Source organism: Pedobacter rhizosphaerae (genome assembly GCF_900111155.1).
GTDB lineage: Bacteria > Bacteroidota > Bacteroidia > Sphingobacteriales > Sphingobacteriaceae > Pedobacter > Pedobacter rhizosphaerae.
The window spans coordinates 113,252-129,523 of the sequence record NZ_FOGG01000008.1; the positions used below are offsets into that span (position 1 = coordinate 113,252).

A 16,272-nucleotide genomic window follows, 5' to 3' on the forward strand; every position below is an offset into this window, starting at 1 on the left:
TTAAGCTGTTTTAATGGTTTTCATTGCAGTCATCGCTTTACGCAATTTTTGACCTACAATTTCTACAGGATGTGTACGTAGCGCTTCATTAACAGCAATTAATTCTCTGTTATCTACCGAACCATCTTTTCCTTCATTGAAGTTTTTACCCACTAAATCAGTATCTACTGTTTTCATAAAATCAGCTAATAAAGGTTTACAAGCTTGATCAAATAAATAACAACCGTATTCTGCGGTATCAGAAATTACACGGTTCATCTCGAACAATTTCTTACGTGCAATAGTGTTTGCAATAAGTGGTGTTTCGTGTAGCGACTCATAGTATGCAGACTCTGGTTTAATACCAGCTTCAACCATGGTTTCGAAAGCCAATTCAACACCCGCTCTAACAAAAGCTACCATTAAGAGATAGTTGTCGAAATACTCTTGCTCACCAATTTTAACATCACCAGCTGGAGTTTTCTCGAAAGCAGTTTCGCCTGTTTCTGCTCTCCAAGCCAATAAGTTTTTATCGCCATTAGCCCAATCTTCCATCATAATGCGGCTAAATTCACCACTCATGATATCGTCTTGATGTTTTTGGAACAATGGACGCATAATTTTTTTCAATTCTTCAGAAATTTCAAAAGCCTTGATTTTTGCAGGGTTACTCAATCTATCTAACATGCCCGATACGCCACCATGTTTTAAAGCTTCTGTAATTACCTCAACACCATATTGAACCAATTTAGAAGCATAGCCAGCATCGATACCTTTTTCTACCATTTTATCAAAAGATAGAATAGAACCTGTTTGCAATAAACCGCAAAGAATAGTTTGCTCGCCCATCAAATCAGATTTAACCTCAGCAACGAAAGATGATTTTAAAACACCAGCTCTATGACCGCCAGTACCCACACAGTAAGCTTTCGCTTGCTCTAAACCTTTTCCTTCAGGATCGTTAACCGGGTGAACAGCAATAAGTGTTGGAACACCAAATCCGCGTACGTATTCTGCACGAACCTCACTACCCGGGCATTTAGGCGCAACCATAATTACAGTAATGTCTTTACGGATTTGCATCCCTTCTTCAACGATGTTAAAACCGTGAGAATAAAGTAATGTAGAACCTTGTTTCATTAAAGGCATAACTGCATTTACCACAGAGGTGTGTTGTTTATCAGGAGTAAGGTTAATTACTACATCAGCAGTTGGAATTAACTCTTCGTAAGTGCCCACTTTGAAGTTATTATCCGTAGCATTTTTCCACGAGTCTCTTTTACCTTCAATTGCCTCTTTACGTAAAGTGTAAGATACATCTAAACCACTATCTCTTAAATTTAAACCTTGATTTAATCCTTGCGCACCACAACCTACAATTACCAGTTTCTTGCCTTTTAAAGCACTTACACCATCAACAAATTCTGTAATGTCCATGAAATCGCAAACGCCTAATTGGTCTAGTTGTTCTCTAAGTGGTAATGTGTTAAAATAATTTGCCATTGTTTTTATTGGTTAATTTTCTAGTTTTTATTATCAGTTATATATTATCTATTATTGAAAAGCAATTTCCTGTGCTTTTCTGTTCTTCCAGCCCCGCTATTCGTTCCTGCCAATGAAAAATTGGCATCCCCTGCTATCGGGTTTACTTTAGGCAGGTCTGTTTTTCAAAACCTGTAATCGTTAACTTTTTAAGTTACATCGTAAAAATTTTCTCGCCTTTATCTAAGAACTCATTTTCAATCAGTTCTTCTCCTGGTTCAATGGCTTCAAATTCTTTAAGCTTTTCGTGGAAACCTGCACTATCTTTAATAATGGCAACCCTTGCCGAGCGAACAAATTCAATCAATTCGTAAGGTTCTAAAGCCTTTACTAAAGCATCAGTTTCTTCTCTGTGGCCTGTTACTGCAAAAACGGTATAATCTTTACGGATAACCACTGCACTTGCTCCATATTGTCTCAACAAACGCTCTACCGTTACTTTTTCGGCAATTTCATCTGTAGATACTTTATAAAGTGCCAGTTCTTGCCAGATAATCTCATCATTGGTGTTAAAATATACCTTTAACACTTCAATTTGCTTTTCAATCTGACGGGCTAATTTCCTCACCACTTCGTAACCTTCTGTAATCACAATGTTGAAACGGTGGATGCCGTCGATTTCAGACGGGGAGGTGTTTAAGCTTTCAATATTGATTTTCCTCTTGGAGAAAATAATCGCAATTCTATTTAATAAACCAATGCGGTTTTCAGCATAAACGGTAATGGTATACTCCTGTTTACCATCGGCGTCTGTGTGATCTAATTTATGTTTTAATGTATCTTGAGTACTCATTGTTCCAGTTTTATTAATCTTGTTGGCTTTTTAGCCTTCTGCTTTGACCTTTCAGCTTTTGCTGCTTACTTTAATCTGATTTCACTTACGCTCATTCCTTGAGGAACCATAGGGAAAACGTTGTTTTCTCTTCCTACCATTACTTCTAGTAAATAAGCCCCATCATGGTTGATCATGGTTTCTAAAGCATTTCTTAGATTGGCTCTTTCATCTACTTTATTAGCCTCGATATAGTAAGATTTAGCTAAGGCTACAAAATCAGGACTGGTAATGTTTACAAACGAATAACGTTTATCATGAAATAGCTGTTGCCATTGACGAACCATGCCTAAGAAACGGTTGTTCAAGATCAAAATCTTCACGGCAGCACCAAACTGCATAATTGTTCCTAATTCCTGTGGCGTCATTTGGAAGCCACCATCACCAATAATTGCAATTACTGTTTTATCTGGAGCACCGTATTTAGCACCAATTGCAGCTGGTAAACCAAAACCCATGGTACCTAAACCCCCAGAAGTAATGTTACTGCGGGTGTTGTTAAATTTAGCATACCGGCAAGCAACCATTTGGTGTTGACCAACATCGGTAACAATTACAGCATCACCACCAGTAATTTCGTTAATTACACGAAGTACTTCACCCATCGTCATTTCATCACTTGTTGGGTAAAGTTCAGGCGTAATGACTTGATCAATTTCTTCCTGGTTATAGGCTCTGAATTTAGCCAACCATTCTTCGTGTTTTTTCTCTTCCACTAAATTGGTTAAGAGGGGAAGTGTTTCTTTACAATCGCCCCAAACACCTACTTCTGCTTTAACGTTTTTATCTATCTCCGCAGGATCAATATCTAAGTGAACAATTTTTGCCTGTTTCGCATATTTATCTAAGCGACCAGTAACACGGTCATCAAAACGCATTCCGATGGCAATAATTACATCAGCTTCATTGGTTAAAACGTTAGGACCGTAGTTACCGTGCATCCCTAACATACCCACATTTAATGGATGACTGGTTGGTATAGCACCCTCACCCATAATAGTCCATGCAGCCGGAATTCCAGTTTTTTCAATAAAGGCTTTAAATTCTGCCTCCGCTTTACCTAAAATAACACCTTGACCAAATAAAATAAAAGGTTTTTGCGCAGCATTGATTAAAGCAGCAGCTTCCTCAATAAATTGCATTCTTACTTTTGGTTTCGGTCTGTAGCTACGGATATGGTTACATTTTACATATGCAGGAAACTCTTCTACCTGTAACTGCGCATTTTTGGTAATGTCAATTAGTACAGGTCCTGGTCTACCGCTTTTGGCGATATAGAAAGCTTTAGCCAATACTTCAGGGATTTCTTTTGCATCTGTAACCTGGTAGTTCCATTTGGTTACCGGGGTTGTGATGTTAATTACATCTGTTTCCTGAAAAGCATCAGTACCCAATAAATGGGCGAAAACCTGACCTGTAATACAAACCAAAGGAGTACTATCAATTTGTGCATCTGCCAAGCCAGTTACCAGGTTAGTTGCTCCTGGGCCACTGGTTGCAAAAACCACACCCACTTCTCCACTGGCTCTTGCAAAGCCTTGTGCAGCGTGGATACCACCTTGTTCGTGGCGCACTAAAATATGTTCTAATTTATCGGCATAATCGTAAAGAGCATCATAAATAGGCATGATTGCTCCACCAGGATAACCAAAAATGGTGGTTACACCTTCTTCGATTAATCCATTCAACAAAACCTGTGAGCCTGTTCCTTTGAATAAGGTTTTTGAGGTATCTGTTTTGGCCTCGTTTTGTTGTATTGTTTCTTGTGCAGTTTCCATAGTTATGTATTTGCGGTTCTATTATTCTTTAATTTTAAACCCAATTCTCTGTCTATCGTTCCACTTCAATTGAGCAATTTTCTCGTCTATTAAATTTTCCATTGCATCATAAAGTTCATTAAGTTGAATATCATGTTCGCCAATTCGTTCTTTAATCTCAGTTAGTTGTTCGTTTATGTTGTTCTGTTTTAACAAAATCTTCCGAACATCAACAAAGGCTCGCATAATGGCAATATTCATATTAATTGCCTTTTCACTCTTTAAAACACCACTTAGCATGGCTACCCCTTGCTCGGTAAACGCATAAGGTAATTTTCGGGTTCCACCCCAACTTGAAGTCACAAATTGTGACTTCAAGTTGGGGTGGCTTTTTATCACGATTGGTGATGAGGCCCCTTGATTAATTGCATCTACCTGAGATTTGATGTTTTCAAACTCTGCAGCGGTTAACTGAAACATAAAGTCATCTGGGAAACGTGTGGAATTGCGCTTCACCGCCTGATTTAATACTTTTGTTTCAACTTCATAAAGCGATGCCAGATCGAAATCCAGCATTACCCTTTCATCCCTAATTGTATAAATTCTACTTTCAATGCTTCTTATAATTTGCATCTTGTATTTTTTAAATATTAATTTATAGTCTAGGGATGACTTTTATTTAATATTCGTCAGTGACACAGCCACTTGCCGCATCCGAAACTGTTTTAGCATATTTATACAGCACACCTTTACTTACTTTGAGTGCAGGTTGTACATATTTTTCTCTTCGCTGTGCAATAATTTCGTCACTTACCTGTAGGCTGATGATATTATTTACCGCATCAATTAAAATGGGATCATTATCTTCAACCAGGCCAATTAATCCACCTTTGTAAGATTCGGGAGTGATATGGCCTACTACGAAACCATGTGTTCCGCCAGAAAAACGACCATCAGTAATTAAAGCCACTGATTTTCCTAAACCCGCACCAATGATTGCTGAAGTTGGCTTTAACATTTCCGGCATACCTGGAGCGCCTACAGGACCTGCATTTTTAATTACAATAACGTCGCCCGGCTTAACTCTCCCACTGGAAAGACCTGCGATTAAATCATGCTCGCCATCAAATACACGTGCCGGGCCTTCAAATTTTTCACCTTCTTTACCACTGATTTTCGCTACTGATCCTTTTTCAGCCAAATTTCCGTACAGAATCTGTAAGTGACCAGTTACTTTAATTGGCTCGCTTAATTTCTGGATAATTTTTTGGTCGTAGTCCATCACAGATTTTACATCTGCTAAATTCTCTGCTAAAGTTTTACCCGTTACCGTTAAACAATCACCGTGTAGGAGGCCTTCGTTTAATAAATATTTTAATACCGCCGGGATACCACCATACTTATGTAAATCCTGCATTAAGTATTTTCCGCTTGGTTTGAAATCTGCAAGAACAGGAGTCTCATCGCTCATGCGTTGGAAATCATCTTGTGTAATTTCAACGCCAATTGCTTTACCCATTGCAATAAAGTGCAACACTGCATTAGTACTTCCACCTAGAATGATAATAGAACGAATTGCATTCTCAAATGCTTTTCTGGTCATGATATCGCTAGGCTTTATGTCTTTTTCTAACAGGATTCTGATATATTTTCCTGCATCTAGGCATTCCTTTTGTTTCTCTTCACTTACCGCAGGGTTAGAAGAAGAGTAGGGTAAACTCATACCTAAAGCCTCGATAGCAGATGCCATTGTATTTGCGGTGTACATACCACCACAGGCACCAGCGCCAGGACAAGTATGCTTAATGATCCCTTTGTAATCTTCATCAGAAAGATTGCCACAGATTTTTTGTCCTAAGGCCTCAAAAGCTGAAACAATGTTTAGCTCTTCTCCTTTATAATGACCAGGTGCAATTGTACCACCATAAACCATAATTGAAGGACGATCCAAACGGGCCATTGCCATAATCGCTCCCGGCATGTTTTTGTCGCAGCCCGGAATGGCAATCACGCCATCATAATACTGACCACCACAAATGGTTTCAATACTATCGGCAATTACATCACGGCTCACTAGCGAATAACGCATACCATCTGTACCGTTGCTCATACCATCACTTACACCAATGGTATTAAAAGTCAAGCCCACTAAATCATTATTCCAGACTCCTTTTTTGACCACTTGTGCCAAGTCGTTTAAGTGCATGTTGCAGGTGTTACCATCGTAACCCATGCTCGCAATACCGACCTGTGCTTTTTCCATATCGGCATCAGTTAAGCCAATTCCGTAAAGCATAGCCTGTGCGGCAGGTTGTGTAGGATCTTGTGTAAATGTTTTACTGTACTTGTTTAATTCGCTCATTGTAAAATGTATGTTTCTGGTTGTTTTGTTAATTTAATCTTGAGGCAAAAAAAAACCGCCTCTTTTGGAGGCGGTTTCGGTTTTGTATATTTTGTATTATACGCAACTGTATCCACCTTCCTGCTGGAAAATGACAATAATAATGTTGCTAATAATGTTTGTGTTAAAATTCATGCTCTTGATTGAACACAAACATACTAACTAATTAATAAATGCAAAGAACTAATTTAAAAAATGAGGCATTTAGATAATCACCTCGTAATTTACCTTTTCGAGTACCAGATTTTTATAGGCCCGTTGTATCGTGTATCCGATAGACTCTCTCCAAAGGGGGCGAAAGACAACATCGTCTATAGCGGCAACGCCTGCAATTTCTGTAGCCGTTCCACATAAAAATGCGCTATCGGCATTTTTCAGTTCTGCCACAGTAATCTCTTTTTCTATGCACTCGATATCTAAAACATGGCATAGCTCTTTCACGGTGGTTCTCGTGATGCCCGGCAAGATATTGCCAGTTTTTGGGGTAAATAATTTCCCGTCTTTCTCTATAAAAATATTGGCTCCTGATGCTTCTGCAACAAATCCATTCATATCTAAAAGTAAAGCTTCATCGAAACCAAGCGCTTTTGCTGCCGTAGTTGCCAAGATGGAGTTTACATAGCTGCCACTTAGTTTAGCTTCCATAGGTACAGACTTAGGATTCGGGCGCTCATATTTTGAAATACCCAAATTCAAAAGCTTACTGCCAGAATAGGCTTCCCATTCCCATGCGCAAATTAAAATGGAAACCCCCGAAGGCTCATTTAATTTCATGTTGGGGTGGCAAAAAACTAATGGGCGGATATAAGCATCCTTCAATTTATTTAATTGAAGTAACTTATAGGTTGCTGCAATTAACTCTTGTTTATCCCATGGAAAAGGAATGTTAGCCAGTTGGCATGAACGTTCCAGGCGGTGGAAGTGCGCAGCGGCTTTAAAAATCCGATTACCATTATGGGTTTTATAAGCTCTTATACCTTCGAAGGCAGCGTAACCATAATGCAATGATTGGCCATAAAGGTCGGTACTGCTGTTTATAGCTTTATCGAACTTTCCATCAAGGTAAATAATCGTGTTTGAATTATAGTAGTTCATTTTACACGTGTTTTGTTATTCAAAAAAAGCGCCCCGTTTGTGTCGGGACGCTTTAGTATTTTTTAGTTTTTTAATCTATTTAAACTGCGCCCGCTTATTACCTAAAAGGTTCAAGAGTAAGAGGTTTACCAAAATGACAGGAAACAACACTACATTTCCAGCTGCTAGCGCAGTAAGATTTGTTAAAGTATTGTTATTTTGAATCGTCATTTTTTTCTTATTGTTTATAAAAACCAATTTAGTTTTTGGTTCAGAATTATGCAAGGAAAAATGAAAAAAAAGAATAACAGAATTTAGTTTCTTTGTTTTCGTTTAAATCGGAATATTGTTTTGTTTGCTTGTTGAATTAGTGATTTAATACCGATGACTGTAGACCGAATATCAAATCGGTATACGGTATAGATATTATGCTTGCATTGTATTTTTTGATATTTTCTGCCTAAAATGGATTTATCGTGTAAAAAACTTACGTTTTTACCATTAAAATAGCTGTGATATTTTGGTTTTAGAAAATGCTTTTACAGCAGGTGATATTTCATCAGTTTCATCCCGTAAAGCCATCTATCTGAAACGCTTAGTAAACTTCCTTCAAATTCATATCCTGGAAAAAGCCTGGCAATTGCATTTTCTTTTTTTAATGATCTTTCTAATTTTCTGATGGATTTCCGACTAAGCTTTTGATAATAAGGTTCTATTAGGTTTTGTTCCTTTAATAGTAATTTGCCATCCCATATTTCTGCTGCTTTCCCTTTTACAGGTTGGTTTTCGATTAATGATTTTAAGTCCTTCCAGATATCATCAAATATTATAGCGTTACCCTGTGTTACAAAATTCTGGATTTGGCGGTTAGAATTTCCACAGACTAAAGCCATGGGGTTAAGCAGATGTTTTAATTTTTTAGTTGTTGATCTTGCTGCGCTGGCCCATCTGGTTTCGAAACCTAATGAATCTGTTTGCTGCTGAAACCATTTATAAAAAGAACAACGTTCTTCCAAATCTTGATATTGAAGATAACCATCTTGTTTTTTAATGTTGAAACGGTTGGCTTGATTCCAGATTTCATTATTCTGCTCCCGATCGGCTTTTAGCCAATTCCCATCCATTCCATTATGTTTTCCATTTGGATTGGATTTGTTATAGATTTCTATTGATACATACTCTTTGGCAGTAACTATTTTGCTCCAAAAGAGAGTGCTTATTATGACGATTGTTGTTGCAGCTAATTTATAAATACCCATAACTACAGTATCTTTTAATAAGATACGATTAAATGGGTATTTGGGTTGTGTAACCTGAAAATAAAAAATCCCTTTCGGAATGAACCGAAAGGGATTTGCAAATGTGTGTTGATGTATTTTTAAGCTATACCTTCAGCTAAAACAACAATTTTATTGTGGATAGCTTCTACAACTCCTCCTTTAATAAAAAAGCGTTCCTCGTCGGCTTTGCCTTTGATAATAACTTCCCCATCTTCTAAAGTAGAGATAATAGGAGCGTGGTCTTTTAAAATCTGAAAAGAACCTAAAGTCCCAGGCACCGTAACCGCAGTTACTTCACCTTCGTAAACTTTTTTATCTGGAGTTAATATTTCTAAATTCATTTTGAATAGATTTGAGATGTGAGACATGAGATATAAGACAAAGTCCTCTCACGTCTCACATCTAGTGTCTCAGGTCTGCTAGTTCGCTTCTGCTAATAATTTTTTACCTTTTTCAATAGCGTCTTCGATGCTACCAACTAAGTTAAATGCAGCTTCAGGATACTCATCAACTTCACCATCCATGATCATGTTAAATCCTTTGATGGTATCTTTAATATCTACCAATACACCTGCTAAACCTGTAAATTGTTCAGCTACGTGGAAAGGTTGAGATAAGAAACGTTGAACACGACGCGCTCTTGATACAACTAATTTATCTTCTTCAGATAACTCATCCATACCTAAAATCGCGATAATATCTTGTAATTCTTTATAGCGTTGTAAAGTTTCTTTCACGCGTTGAGCGGTGTTATAATGCTCATCACCTAATACTGCAGGCGAAAGGATACGTGAAGTAGAATCTAATGGATCTACCGCAGGGTAAATACCTAACTCAGCAATTTTACGGGAAAGTACTGTTGTAGCATCTAAGTGGGCGAAAGTTGTTGCCGGAGCCGGGTCAGTTAAATCATCTGCAGGTACGTATACAGCTTGTACTGAAGTAATTGAACCACGTTTAGTTGAAGTAATACGCTCTTGCATTAAACCCATCTCTGTAGCTAATGTTGGTTGGTAACCTACCGCAGAAGGCATACGACCTAATAAAGCTGATACCTCAGAACCTGCCTGAGTGAAACGGAAGATGTTATCAACGAAGAAAAGAATATCTTTTCCAGCGCCTTCTCCATCACCATCACGGAAATATTCAGCAACAGTTAAACCTGATAATGCTACACGAGCACGTGCACCAGGAGGCTCGTTCATTTGACCGAATACCAATGTTGCTTTACTTTCTTTTAATTTTTCAGTATCAACAGCGTTCAAATCCCATCCACCTTTTTCCATTGAGTGTAAGAAATCATCACCATAGTTGATTACGCCTGACTCGATAAACTCACGAAGTAAGTCGTTACCCTCACGAGTACGCTCACCTACACCAGCAAACACTGATAAACCAGCATAAGCTTTAGCGATGTTGTTTACCAACTCCATAATTAATACTGTTTTACCTACACCAGCACCACCGAACAAACCGATTTTACCACCTTTTGCATAAGGCTCTAATAAATCGATTACTTTGATACCTGTGAAAAGTACTTCAGTTTCGGTAGAAAGATCTTCAAACTTAGGAGGAGTGGCGTGGATCGGGTTACCATTAGTATTATCTACCGCGTTGATACCATCAATGGCTTCACCAACTACGTTAAATAAACGACCTTTAATTTGATCGCCGATTGGCATTTTAATCGCAGAACCTGTATCAACTACTTGCATTCCACGTACTAAACCGTCTGTTGAGTCCATCGCAATAGCACGTACACGGTCTTCACCTAAGTGCTGTTGAACTTCTAAAACAATTTTTTGTCCGTTTTCTTTTTTGATCTCTAATGCATCAAAAATTTTAGGTAGATGGGCATCATCAGCAAAGCTAACGTCAACCACTGGGCCGATAATTTGTGCTATTTTTCCTAAGTTAGGCATATCTGTTGTGAGTAAAATTATTACAGTCAATGAATTAAAGCAGTTTGTTAGGGCTCCAATTCGGTTGGCAAAGTTAAGCTTTTATAAATTAATTTTAAATATATTATATAGATTTTTTCAACAGTGTTTATAACTGTAGATTTTGAACAAAACAGACATTGAAAACATCTGGTTGTCAGGTCGTAATAGGGCGGTTTAAAGGACATATACATATTAAATTATAATCCTAATCGATAGAAGTGCTAATCGTTAAGACTAATTCTTGAAAATTATCTTGCATGGGTTCAACTAAAAATCTTACTCAGTACTTCACTGTTTTGTTTGTTTTTTGATGACACTTAGCCTAATTAGCATTGGATAGATAAACTTTAGAAAGCATAGTGCAAGTGTTTACCTGGTTTTCTAATTTGTGAGGAAAAATAATAGCTGTTTTTTTAGATTTTTTTGTTCCATATTTATAATTGATTATTAGTTTCAACTTATAATACGGATGATTCGAAACGAATATAGTAGGTATAATGTTGATATACAACTTTTTGAAGTAAAAATGAAAACTATATTAGTAACAGGGAGTAACGGTCTTTTAGGACAAAAAATAACCGAGAAAGTATTGGCAGAAGGGAGGGTAAGTCTAATTGCGACCTCAAAAGGCCAGAATCGTTATCCAATAAAGAAAGGATACGAGTATGCGGAAATGGATATTTTAAATCCTGCTCAAGTGAAGGTGGTTCTTGAAAGGTATCAGCCGGATGCGATTATTCATACTGCCGCCATGACCAATGTAGACACTTGCGAGGCGCAAAAAGCATTGGCGCACCAGCTTAACGTTGAAGCTCTGCAAACCTTAATTTCCCTTTGTGAGGAAAAGGATATTCATTTGGTGCATTTAAGTACTGATTTTGTATTTGACGGATTAAATGGTCCGTATAAAGAGGATGATGCCGTTAGTCCGGTAAGTTACTATGGCGAAACAAAAGTTGCGGCAGAAGAGTTGTTAAAATCGTCAAACACGAACTGGGCTGTTTTGCGTACTATTTTAGTGTATGGAATTACCAACGATATGAGTCGCAGTAATATTGTGCTTTGGGCAAAAAGTGCTTTAGAAAAGGCTTATCCAATAAAAGTAGTTAATGATCAGTGGCGGATGCCGACACTTGCAGAAGATTTGGCCGAAGCCTGTTTACTCGCTGTAGAAAAAGAAGCTCAGGGGATCTATCATATTTCTGGCAAAGATTACATGAGCATTGCAGACCTGGTGAGAAAAGTTGCCGATTATTGGTCGTTGGATAAATCGATCATTACGGAAATTAGTTCAGCTAGTTTGAACCAAACGGCTAAACGCCCTGTAAAAACGGGTTTTGTATTGGATAAAGCTATTAGAGATTTGAATTACCAACCACACAGTTTTGAGGCAGGGCTGGAGATAGTTGCTCAACAGATCAGTCTTCGGGATTAAGTTTTTAGTCAGCGGTCGATTCTCCAAACAATTAAGCAATTAATCAGTTATAGAATTCAGTTGGCAGTTTTCAATTAAGCAATTAAGCAGTTCAACAATTAAGCAATCAGTTGGCAGTGTTCAGTTGGCAATTTTCAGTTAAACAATTACACAGTTCAACAATTAAGCGATCGGTTGGCAGTTTTCAGTTGGCAATTTTCAGTTAAACAGTTACACAGGTCAACAATTAAGCAGTCAGTTGGCAGTTTACAGTTGGCAGTGTTCAGTTAAACAATTAAACAGTTCAACAATTAAGCAATCAGTTGGCAATTTACAGTTGGCAGTTTTCAATTAAACAATTCATCAATTAAACAGTTAAACAAATAAAAAATGGCATTAAAAGTAGGCGACATCGCACCAGATTTTAAATTATACAGTTCCGAGTTAACGGAGATTTCCCTTGCAGGCTTTAAAGGGAAGAAGGTGATTATTCATTTTTTCCCTTTGGCATTTACAGGTACTTGTACCGAACAACTTTGCACCATGAGGGATAATTTTAGTTATTATGAAGGGATCAATGCGCAGGTGATTGGTATTTCTGTAGATTCTCCTTTTTCTTTGGCTAAATTTAAGGAAGCACAGAGCTATCAGTTTCCTTTGTTATCTGATTTTAATAAAGAAGTGTCAAAAAGTTATGGCGCTTTTTATGATGAATTTGTGTTTGGTTTAAAAGGAATTTCAAAAAGGGCAGCTTTTGTGATAGACGAGGCAGGAAAAATTGTTTATGCGGAAATTTTGGAAGATGCTAAAGAGCTTCCTGATTTTAAGGCGATTAACGACGTTTTGAAAGCATCGGATGTGCAAGTGGGCTAAGAATTTTAAAGTTTTTTTAAAATAAAATTTGGAATTTAAGATTGAGTTCATACTTTTGCAGTCCGTTAGCGAACGGAAATGCATTCGTAGCTCAATTGGATAGAGCATCTCACTACGGATGAGAAGGTTTGGGGTTCGAATCCCTACGAGTGCACAATTTGGAAGAAGCCTTGTTGCCCCATGGCGACAAGGCTTTTTAATTTTAAAGATAACCTAAACCACGTTAATGCTTAATTTAGTTCTCTTTGGCCCTCCAGGGGCGGGTAAAGGCACCCAATCTGAAAAGCTGATAGCAAAATATCAGTTGGTACACGTTTCAACAGGCGACCTTTTTAGGGCACATGTTAAAAATCAAACTGAATTAGGGCAGAAAGTGAGTCAGTTGTTAGCTGATGGTGAATTGGTACCAGATGCGATTACAATTGCGATGTTAGAAGAAGAAGTAGATAAAAATCCTGAAGCAAAAGGATTTGTATTTGACGGATTCCCTCGCACAGTACCACAAGCAGAAGAGCTTGATTTATTTTTGGAACGTAAAGGTAGTAACATCGCTGGTGTTATCGCACTGGATGTAAACCAGGAAGAATTAACCAAACGTATCGCTGAGCGCCATAAAGTTAGTGGCAGGCCAGATGATGACGCAGAGAAATTGAAAAAACGTATTTCAGAATACTTCGATAAAACCATCCACGTATTACCTTATTATGAGGCACAAGGAAAGTTGAATAAAGTAAACGGAATAGGTGAAATAGAAACAGTATTTAATGATCTTTGCGCTGTTATTGATCAATACTAAGTTATAAGAGTTTTTTTTAATGGCGGGAAGGATTTATTTTTTCCGCCATTTTTTATTTAAGGAGAAATAATATGTCACAAGGTTCAAATTTCGTTGATTATGTAAAAATATGCTGCCGCTCTGGTAAGGGAGGCGCAGGCTCTTCACATTTACATCGCGATGTTTTAACATCTATGGGTGGTCCTGATGGTGGTGATGGTGGCCGTGGTGGCCATATCATTGTTAAGGGAAGTACGCATATCTGGACATTATTACACTTAAAATATAGAAAGCATATCATTGCCGAGGATGGTCAGCCGGGAAGTAGCTCGCACAAATCGGGTAGACAGGGTAAGGATGAAATTTTAGAAGTACCTTTGGGTACCATTGCTAAAAATGCAGAAACGGGTGAAGTCCTTTTTGAGATTACTAAAGATGGTGAAACCAAAATTTTAACATCCGGAGGTCGTGGAGGTTTAGGTAATGCTCATTTTAAAACGCCAACCCAGCAAACTCCACGTTTCTCACAGCCGGGAGAAGCGGGGCAAGAAGTATGGAATGTTTTAGAACTCAAAGTTTTAGCTGATGTTGGCCTGGTAGGTTTCCCTAATGCAGGTAAATCAACGTTGCTTTCTGTTCTTTCTGCAGCAAAACCAGAGATTGCCGATTACCCTTTTACTACTATTGTACCCAACCTTGGTATTGTAAGTTATAGAGGTGGAAAATCCTTTATTATGGCCGATATCCCAGGTATTATTGAAGGCGCATCAAAAGGTAAAGGTTTAGGTTACCGCTTCCTGCGTCACATTGAACGTAATTCGGTTTTACTTTTCATGGTACCTGCAGATACCAGCAGAAGCATTAAGGAAGAGTATGAAATTCTAAAGAAGGAGCTACTCTCTTATAACCCGGAGTTGATGCAAAAACCACATGTGTTAGCAGTTACTAAATCAGATATGCTTGATGAGGAATTAATGGCTGAAATGAAGCATGACCTACCTAATATTCCTGCAATATTTATCTCCTCTGTTGCTGAAAAAGGCCTGACAGAATTGAAAGATATGCTTTGGAAAGCTATAGAGGGGTAGTTCAGTTGGCAGTTTTCAGTTGGCAGTTTCGGTTAACAGTTGACACCAGTTCAGCAGTCTACCGTTGTTCCTTCAATTAAGCAATTAAACAGTTAGACAGTTTACAGTTAGCACCACACCTGCTCACCATCTCAACGACTAAACAACTCACCAGTTTATCCAGTTAAACAGTTTACAGTTGGCAGTTTTCAGTTAACAGTTGATAACAGTTCAGCAGTCTATCGTTGTTCCTTCAGTTAAGCAATTAAGCAATTAAACAGTTAGACAGTTTACAGTTGGCACGACACCTGCTCACCATCTCATCGACTAAACAACTCACCAGTTTATCCAGTTAAGCAATTAAACAGTTGGCAGTTTTCGGTTAACAGTTGACACCAGCTCAGCAGTCTATCGTTGTTCCTTCAGTTAAGCAATTAAGCAATTAAACAGTTAGACAGTTTACAGTTGGCACCACACCTGCTCACCATCTCAGCGATTAAACAACTCACCAGTTTATCGCTATTCTTCCAGTTAAGCAATTAAACAGTTAAACAATTAAGCAATAGTAGTTTATCTAAACCTATCCACCCCTAATCCAACCCATTCTTTAATTATCTTTTCCCATCCGGATAGCGCAGCTGCACTTGGGATTATGAAATCGTCCAGATCGAATGCTGTTTTACCCTCAAAATCTGTGGGGTAATAATCTAAATGACTTTTTGAAAAGCGATTAAAAATTAATTGGGTTCTTGGAATATGCCAGGCGCTGGTGATCACCAATATTTGAGCTTTCGATTTATATTGATCAATCAGTTTTAAACTATATTGAGCGTTTTCTAACGTATTTCTGCTTTGATTTTCAATAATAATTGCAGTATCTGGTATACCAATTTGCTTCAGGTATTTTACTGCTAAATCAGCTTCTTTAACACTTTTATCAATTAAGTTTCCACTACCACTACTAATGAGAATTTTCTCAATCCGACCTGTTTTATAGAGCTTGATGGTTTGGAAAAGTCTATCGCCCGAACTTTCAAATTCAATGCTGTTATTGCGCTTATTGTGTGATGAAAATCCGCCTAACAGAATTCCAACATCGTAATGCCTGGCTGATGGATACTCCGGTTCATACCAGTATGCCACTTTGCCAAAAATAAATCCATTGGAAAATAAAAGGAACAATACTAGCGCTGATAAGAGCAGTTTTTTTCTGGTAATTTGCTTTTTAGCTATTAATGCTGCAATTAGCAGTGCTAGTATCCAGATGATAGGTTTAATTAAGAAAAGCAAAATCTTAGACAGAATAAAAAACATGCTGTAAAGCTAAGAAATTGT

14 protein-coding genes and 1 tRNA gene are annotated in these 16,272 nt (G+C 37.9%); 5 read left to right on the plus strand and 10 right to left on the minus strand.

The window, feature by feature from the left end; translation table 11 throughout:
- The 9 genes from ilvC to atpD all read right to left on the minus strand — a co-directional run bounded on the left by ilvC (position 1) and on the right by atpD (position 10,787).
- Positions 1 to 1,482, minus strand: a complete 1,482-nt coding sequence (gene ilvC / locus BMX11_RS08720) for a ketol-acid reductoisomerase (protein WP_090883538.1) — start codon at positions 1,480 to 1,482, stop codon at positions 1 to 3.
- A 193-nt stretch (positions 1,483 to 1,675) separates the two neighbouring features.
- The gene (gene ilvN / locus BMX11_RS08725; RefSeq protein ID WP_090883540.1) at positions 1,676 to 2,314 is read right to left on the minus strand and encodes an acetolactate synthase small subunit; all 639 of its coding nucleotides are present in this window, start codon (positions 2,312 to 2,314) and stop codon (positions 1,676 to 1,678) included.
- Positions 2,315 to 2,379: 65 nt separating this feature from the next.
- Positions 2,380 to 4,131 (minus strand): biosynthetic-type acetolactate synthase large subunit, encoded by a 1,752-nt coding sequence (gene ilvB / locus BMX11_RS08730; protein WP_090883542.1) that lies wholly within the window; start codon positions 4,129 to 4,131, stop codon positions 2,380 to 2,382.
- A 21-nt stretch (positions 4,132 to 4,152) separates the two neighbouring features.
- Positions 4,153 to 4,743 carry an ORF6N domain-containing protein gene (locus BMX11_RS08735; RefSeq protein ID WP_090883544.1) on the minus strand — a complete coding sequence of 197 codons (591 nt, stop codon included), beginning with the start codon at positions 4,741 to 4,743 and terminating at the stop codon, positions 4,153 to 4,155.
- Positions 4,744 to 4,789: 46 nt separating this feature from the next.
- On the minus strand, positions 4,790 to 6,472 hold the full coding sequence (gene ilvD / locus BMX11_RS08740) for a dihydroxy-acid dehydratase (protein WP_090883546.1): 1,683 nt from the start codon (positions 6,470 to 6,472) through the stop codon (positions 4,790 to 4,792).
- 243 nt (positions 6,473 to 6,715) lie between these two features.
- Positions 6,716 to 7,606 carry an aminotransferase class IV gene (locus BMX11_RS08750; protein ID WP_090883551.1) on the minus strand — a complete coding sequence of 297 codons (891 nt, stop codon included), beginning with the start codon at positions 7,604 to 7,606 and terminating at the stop codon, positions 6,716 to 6,718.
- Positions 7,607 to 8,124: 518 nt separating this feature from the next.
- Positions 8,125 to 8,844, minus strand: a complete 720-nt coding sequence (locus BMX11_RS08755; RefSeq protein ID WP_090883553.1) for a hypothetical protein — start codon at positions 8,842 to 8,844, stop codon at positions 8,125 to 8,127.
- 119 nt (positions 8,845 to 8,963) lie between these two features.
- The gene (atpC, locus tag BMX11_RS08760) at positions 8,964 to 9,206 is read right to left on the minus strand and encodes an ATP synthase F1 subunit epsilon (RefSeq protein WP_090883555.1); all 243 of its coding nucleotides are present in this window, start codon (positions 9,204 to 9,206) and stop codon (positions 8,964 to 8,966) included.
- Between the two features lie 78 nt (positions 9,207 to 9,284).
- Entirely contained in the window at positions 9,285 to 10,787 is a 1,503-nt protein-coding gene (gene atpD, locus BMX11_RS08765) for a F0F1 ATP synthase subunit beta (RefSeq protein ID WP_090883557.1), read from the minus strand.
- 547 nt (positions 10,788 to 11,334) lie between these two features.
- Between atpD and BMX11_RS08770 the strand changes: the two genes are divergently transcribed.
- The 5 genes from BMX11_RS08770 to obgE all read left to right on the plus strand — a co-directional run bounded on the left by BMX11_RS08770 (position 11,335) and on the right by obgE (position 14,958).
- Complete coding sequence (locus BMX11_RS08770; protein WP_090883559.1) at positions 11,335 to 12,243, plus strand: SDR family oxidoreductase; 909 nt, start codon at positions 11,335 to 11,337, stop codon at positions 12,241 to 12,243.
- 369 nt (positions 12,244 to 12,612) lie between these two features.
- Positions 12,613 to 13,095, plus strand: coding sequence for a redoxin domain-containing protein (locus tag BMX11_RS08775; RefSeq protein WP_090883561.1), 483 nt, complete (start codon positions 12,613 to 12,615; stop codon positions 13,093 to 13,095).
- An 80-nt stretch (positions 13,096 to 13,175) separates the two neighbouring features.
- A tRNA-Arg gene (locus BMX11_RS08780) sits at positions 13,176 to 13,249 on the plus strand.
- Between the two features lie 72 nt (positions 13,250 to 13,321).
- Entirely contained in the window at positions 13,322 to 13,891 is a 570-nt protein-coding gene (locus tag BMX11_RS08785) for an adenylate kinase (RefSeq protein WP_090883563.1), read from the plus strand.
- A gap of 71 nt (positions 13,892 to 13,962) precedes the next feature.
- The gene (gene obgE / locus BMX11_RS08790; protein ID WP_090883565.1) at positions 13,963 to 14,958 is read left to right on the plus strand and encodes a GTPase ObgE; all 996 of its coding nucleotides are present in this window, start codon (positions 13,963 to 13,965) and stop codon (positions 14,956 to 14,958) included.
- Between the two features lie 549 nt (positions 14,959 to 15,507).
- Here obgE and BMX11_RS08795 read toward each other — a convergent pair.
- Positions 15,508 to 16,251, minus strand: a complete 744-nt coding sequence (locus BMX11_RS08795; protein WP_090883567.1) for a YdcF family protein — start codon at positions 16,249 to 16,251, stop codon at positions 15,508 to 15,510.
- Positions 16,252 to 16,272 lie beyond the last annotated feature (21 nt).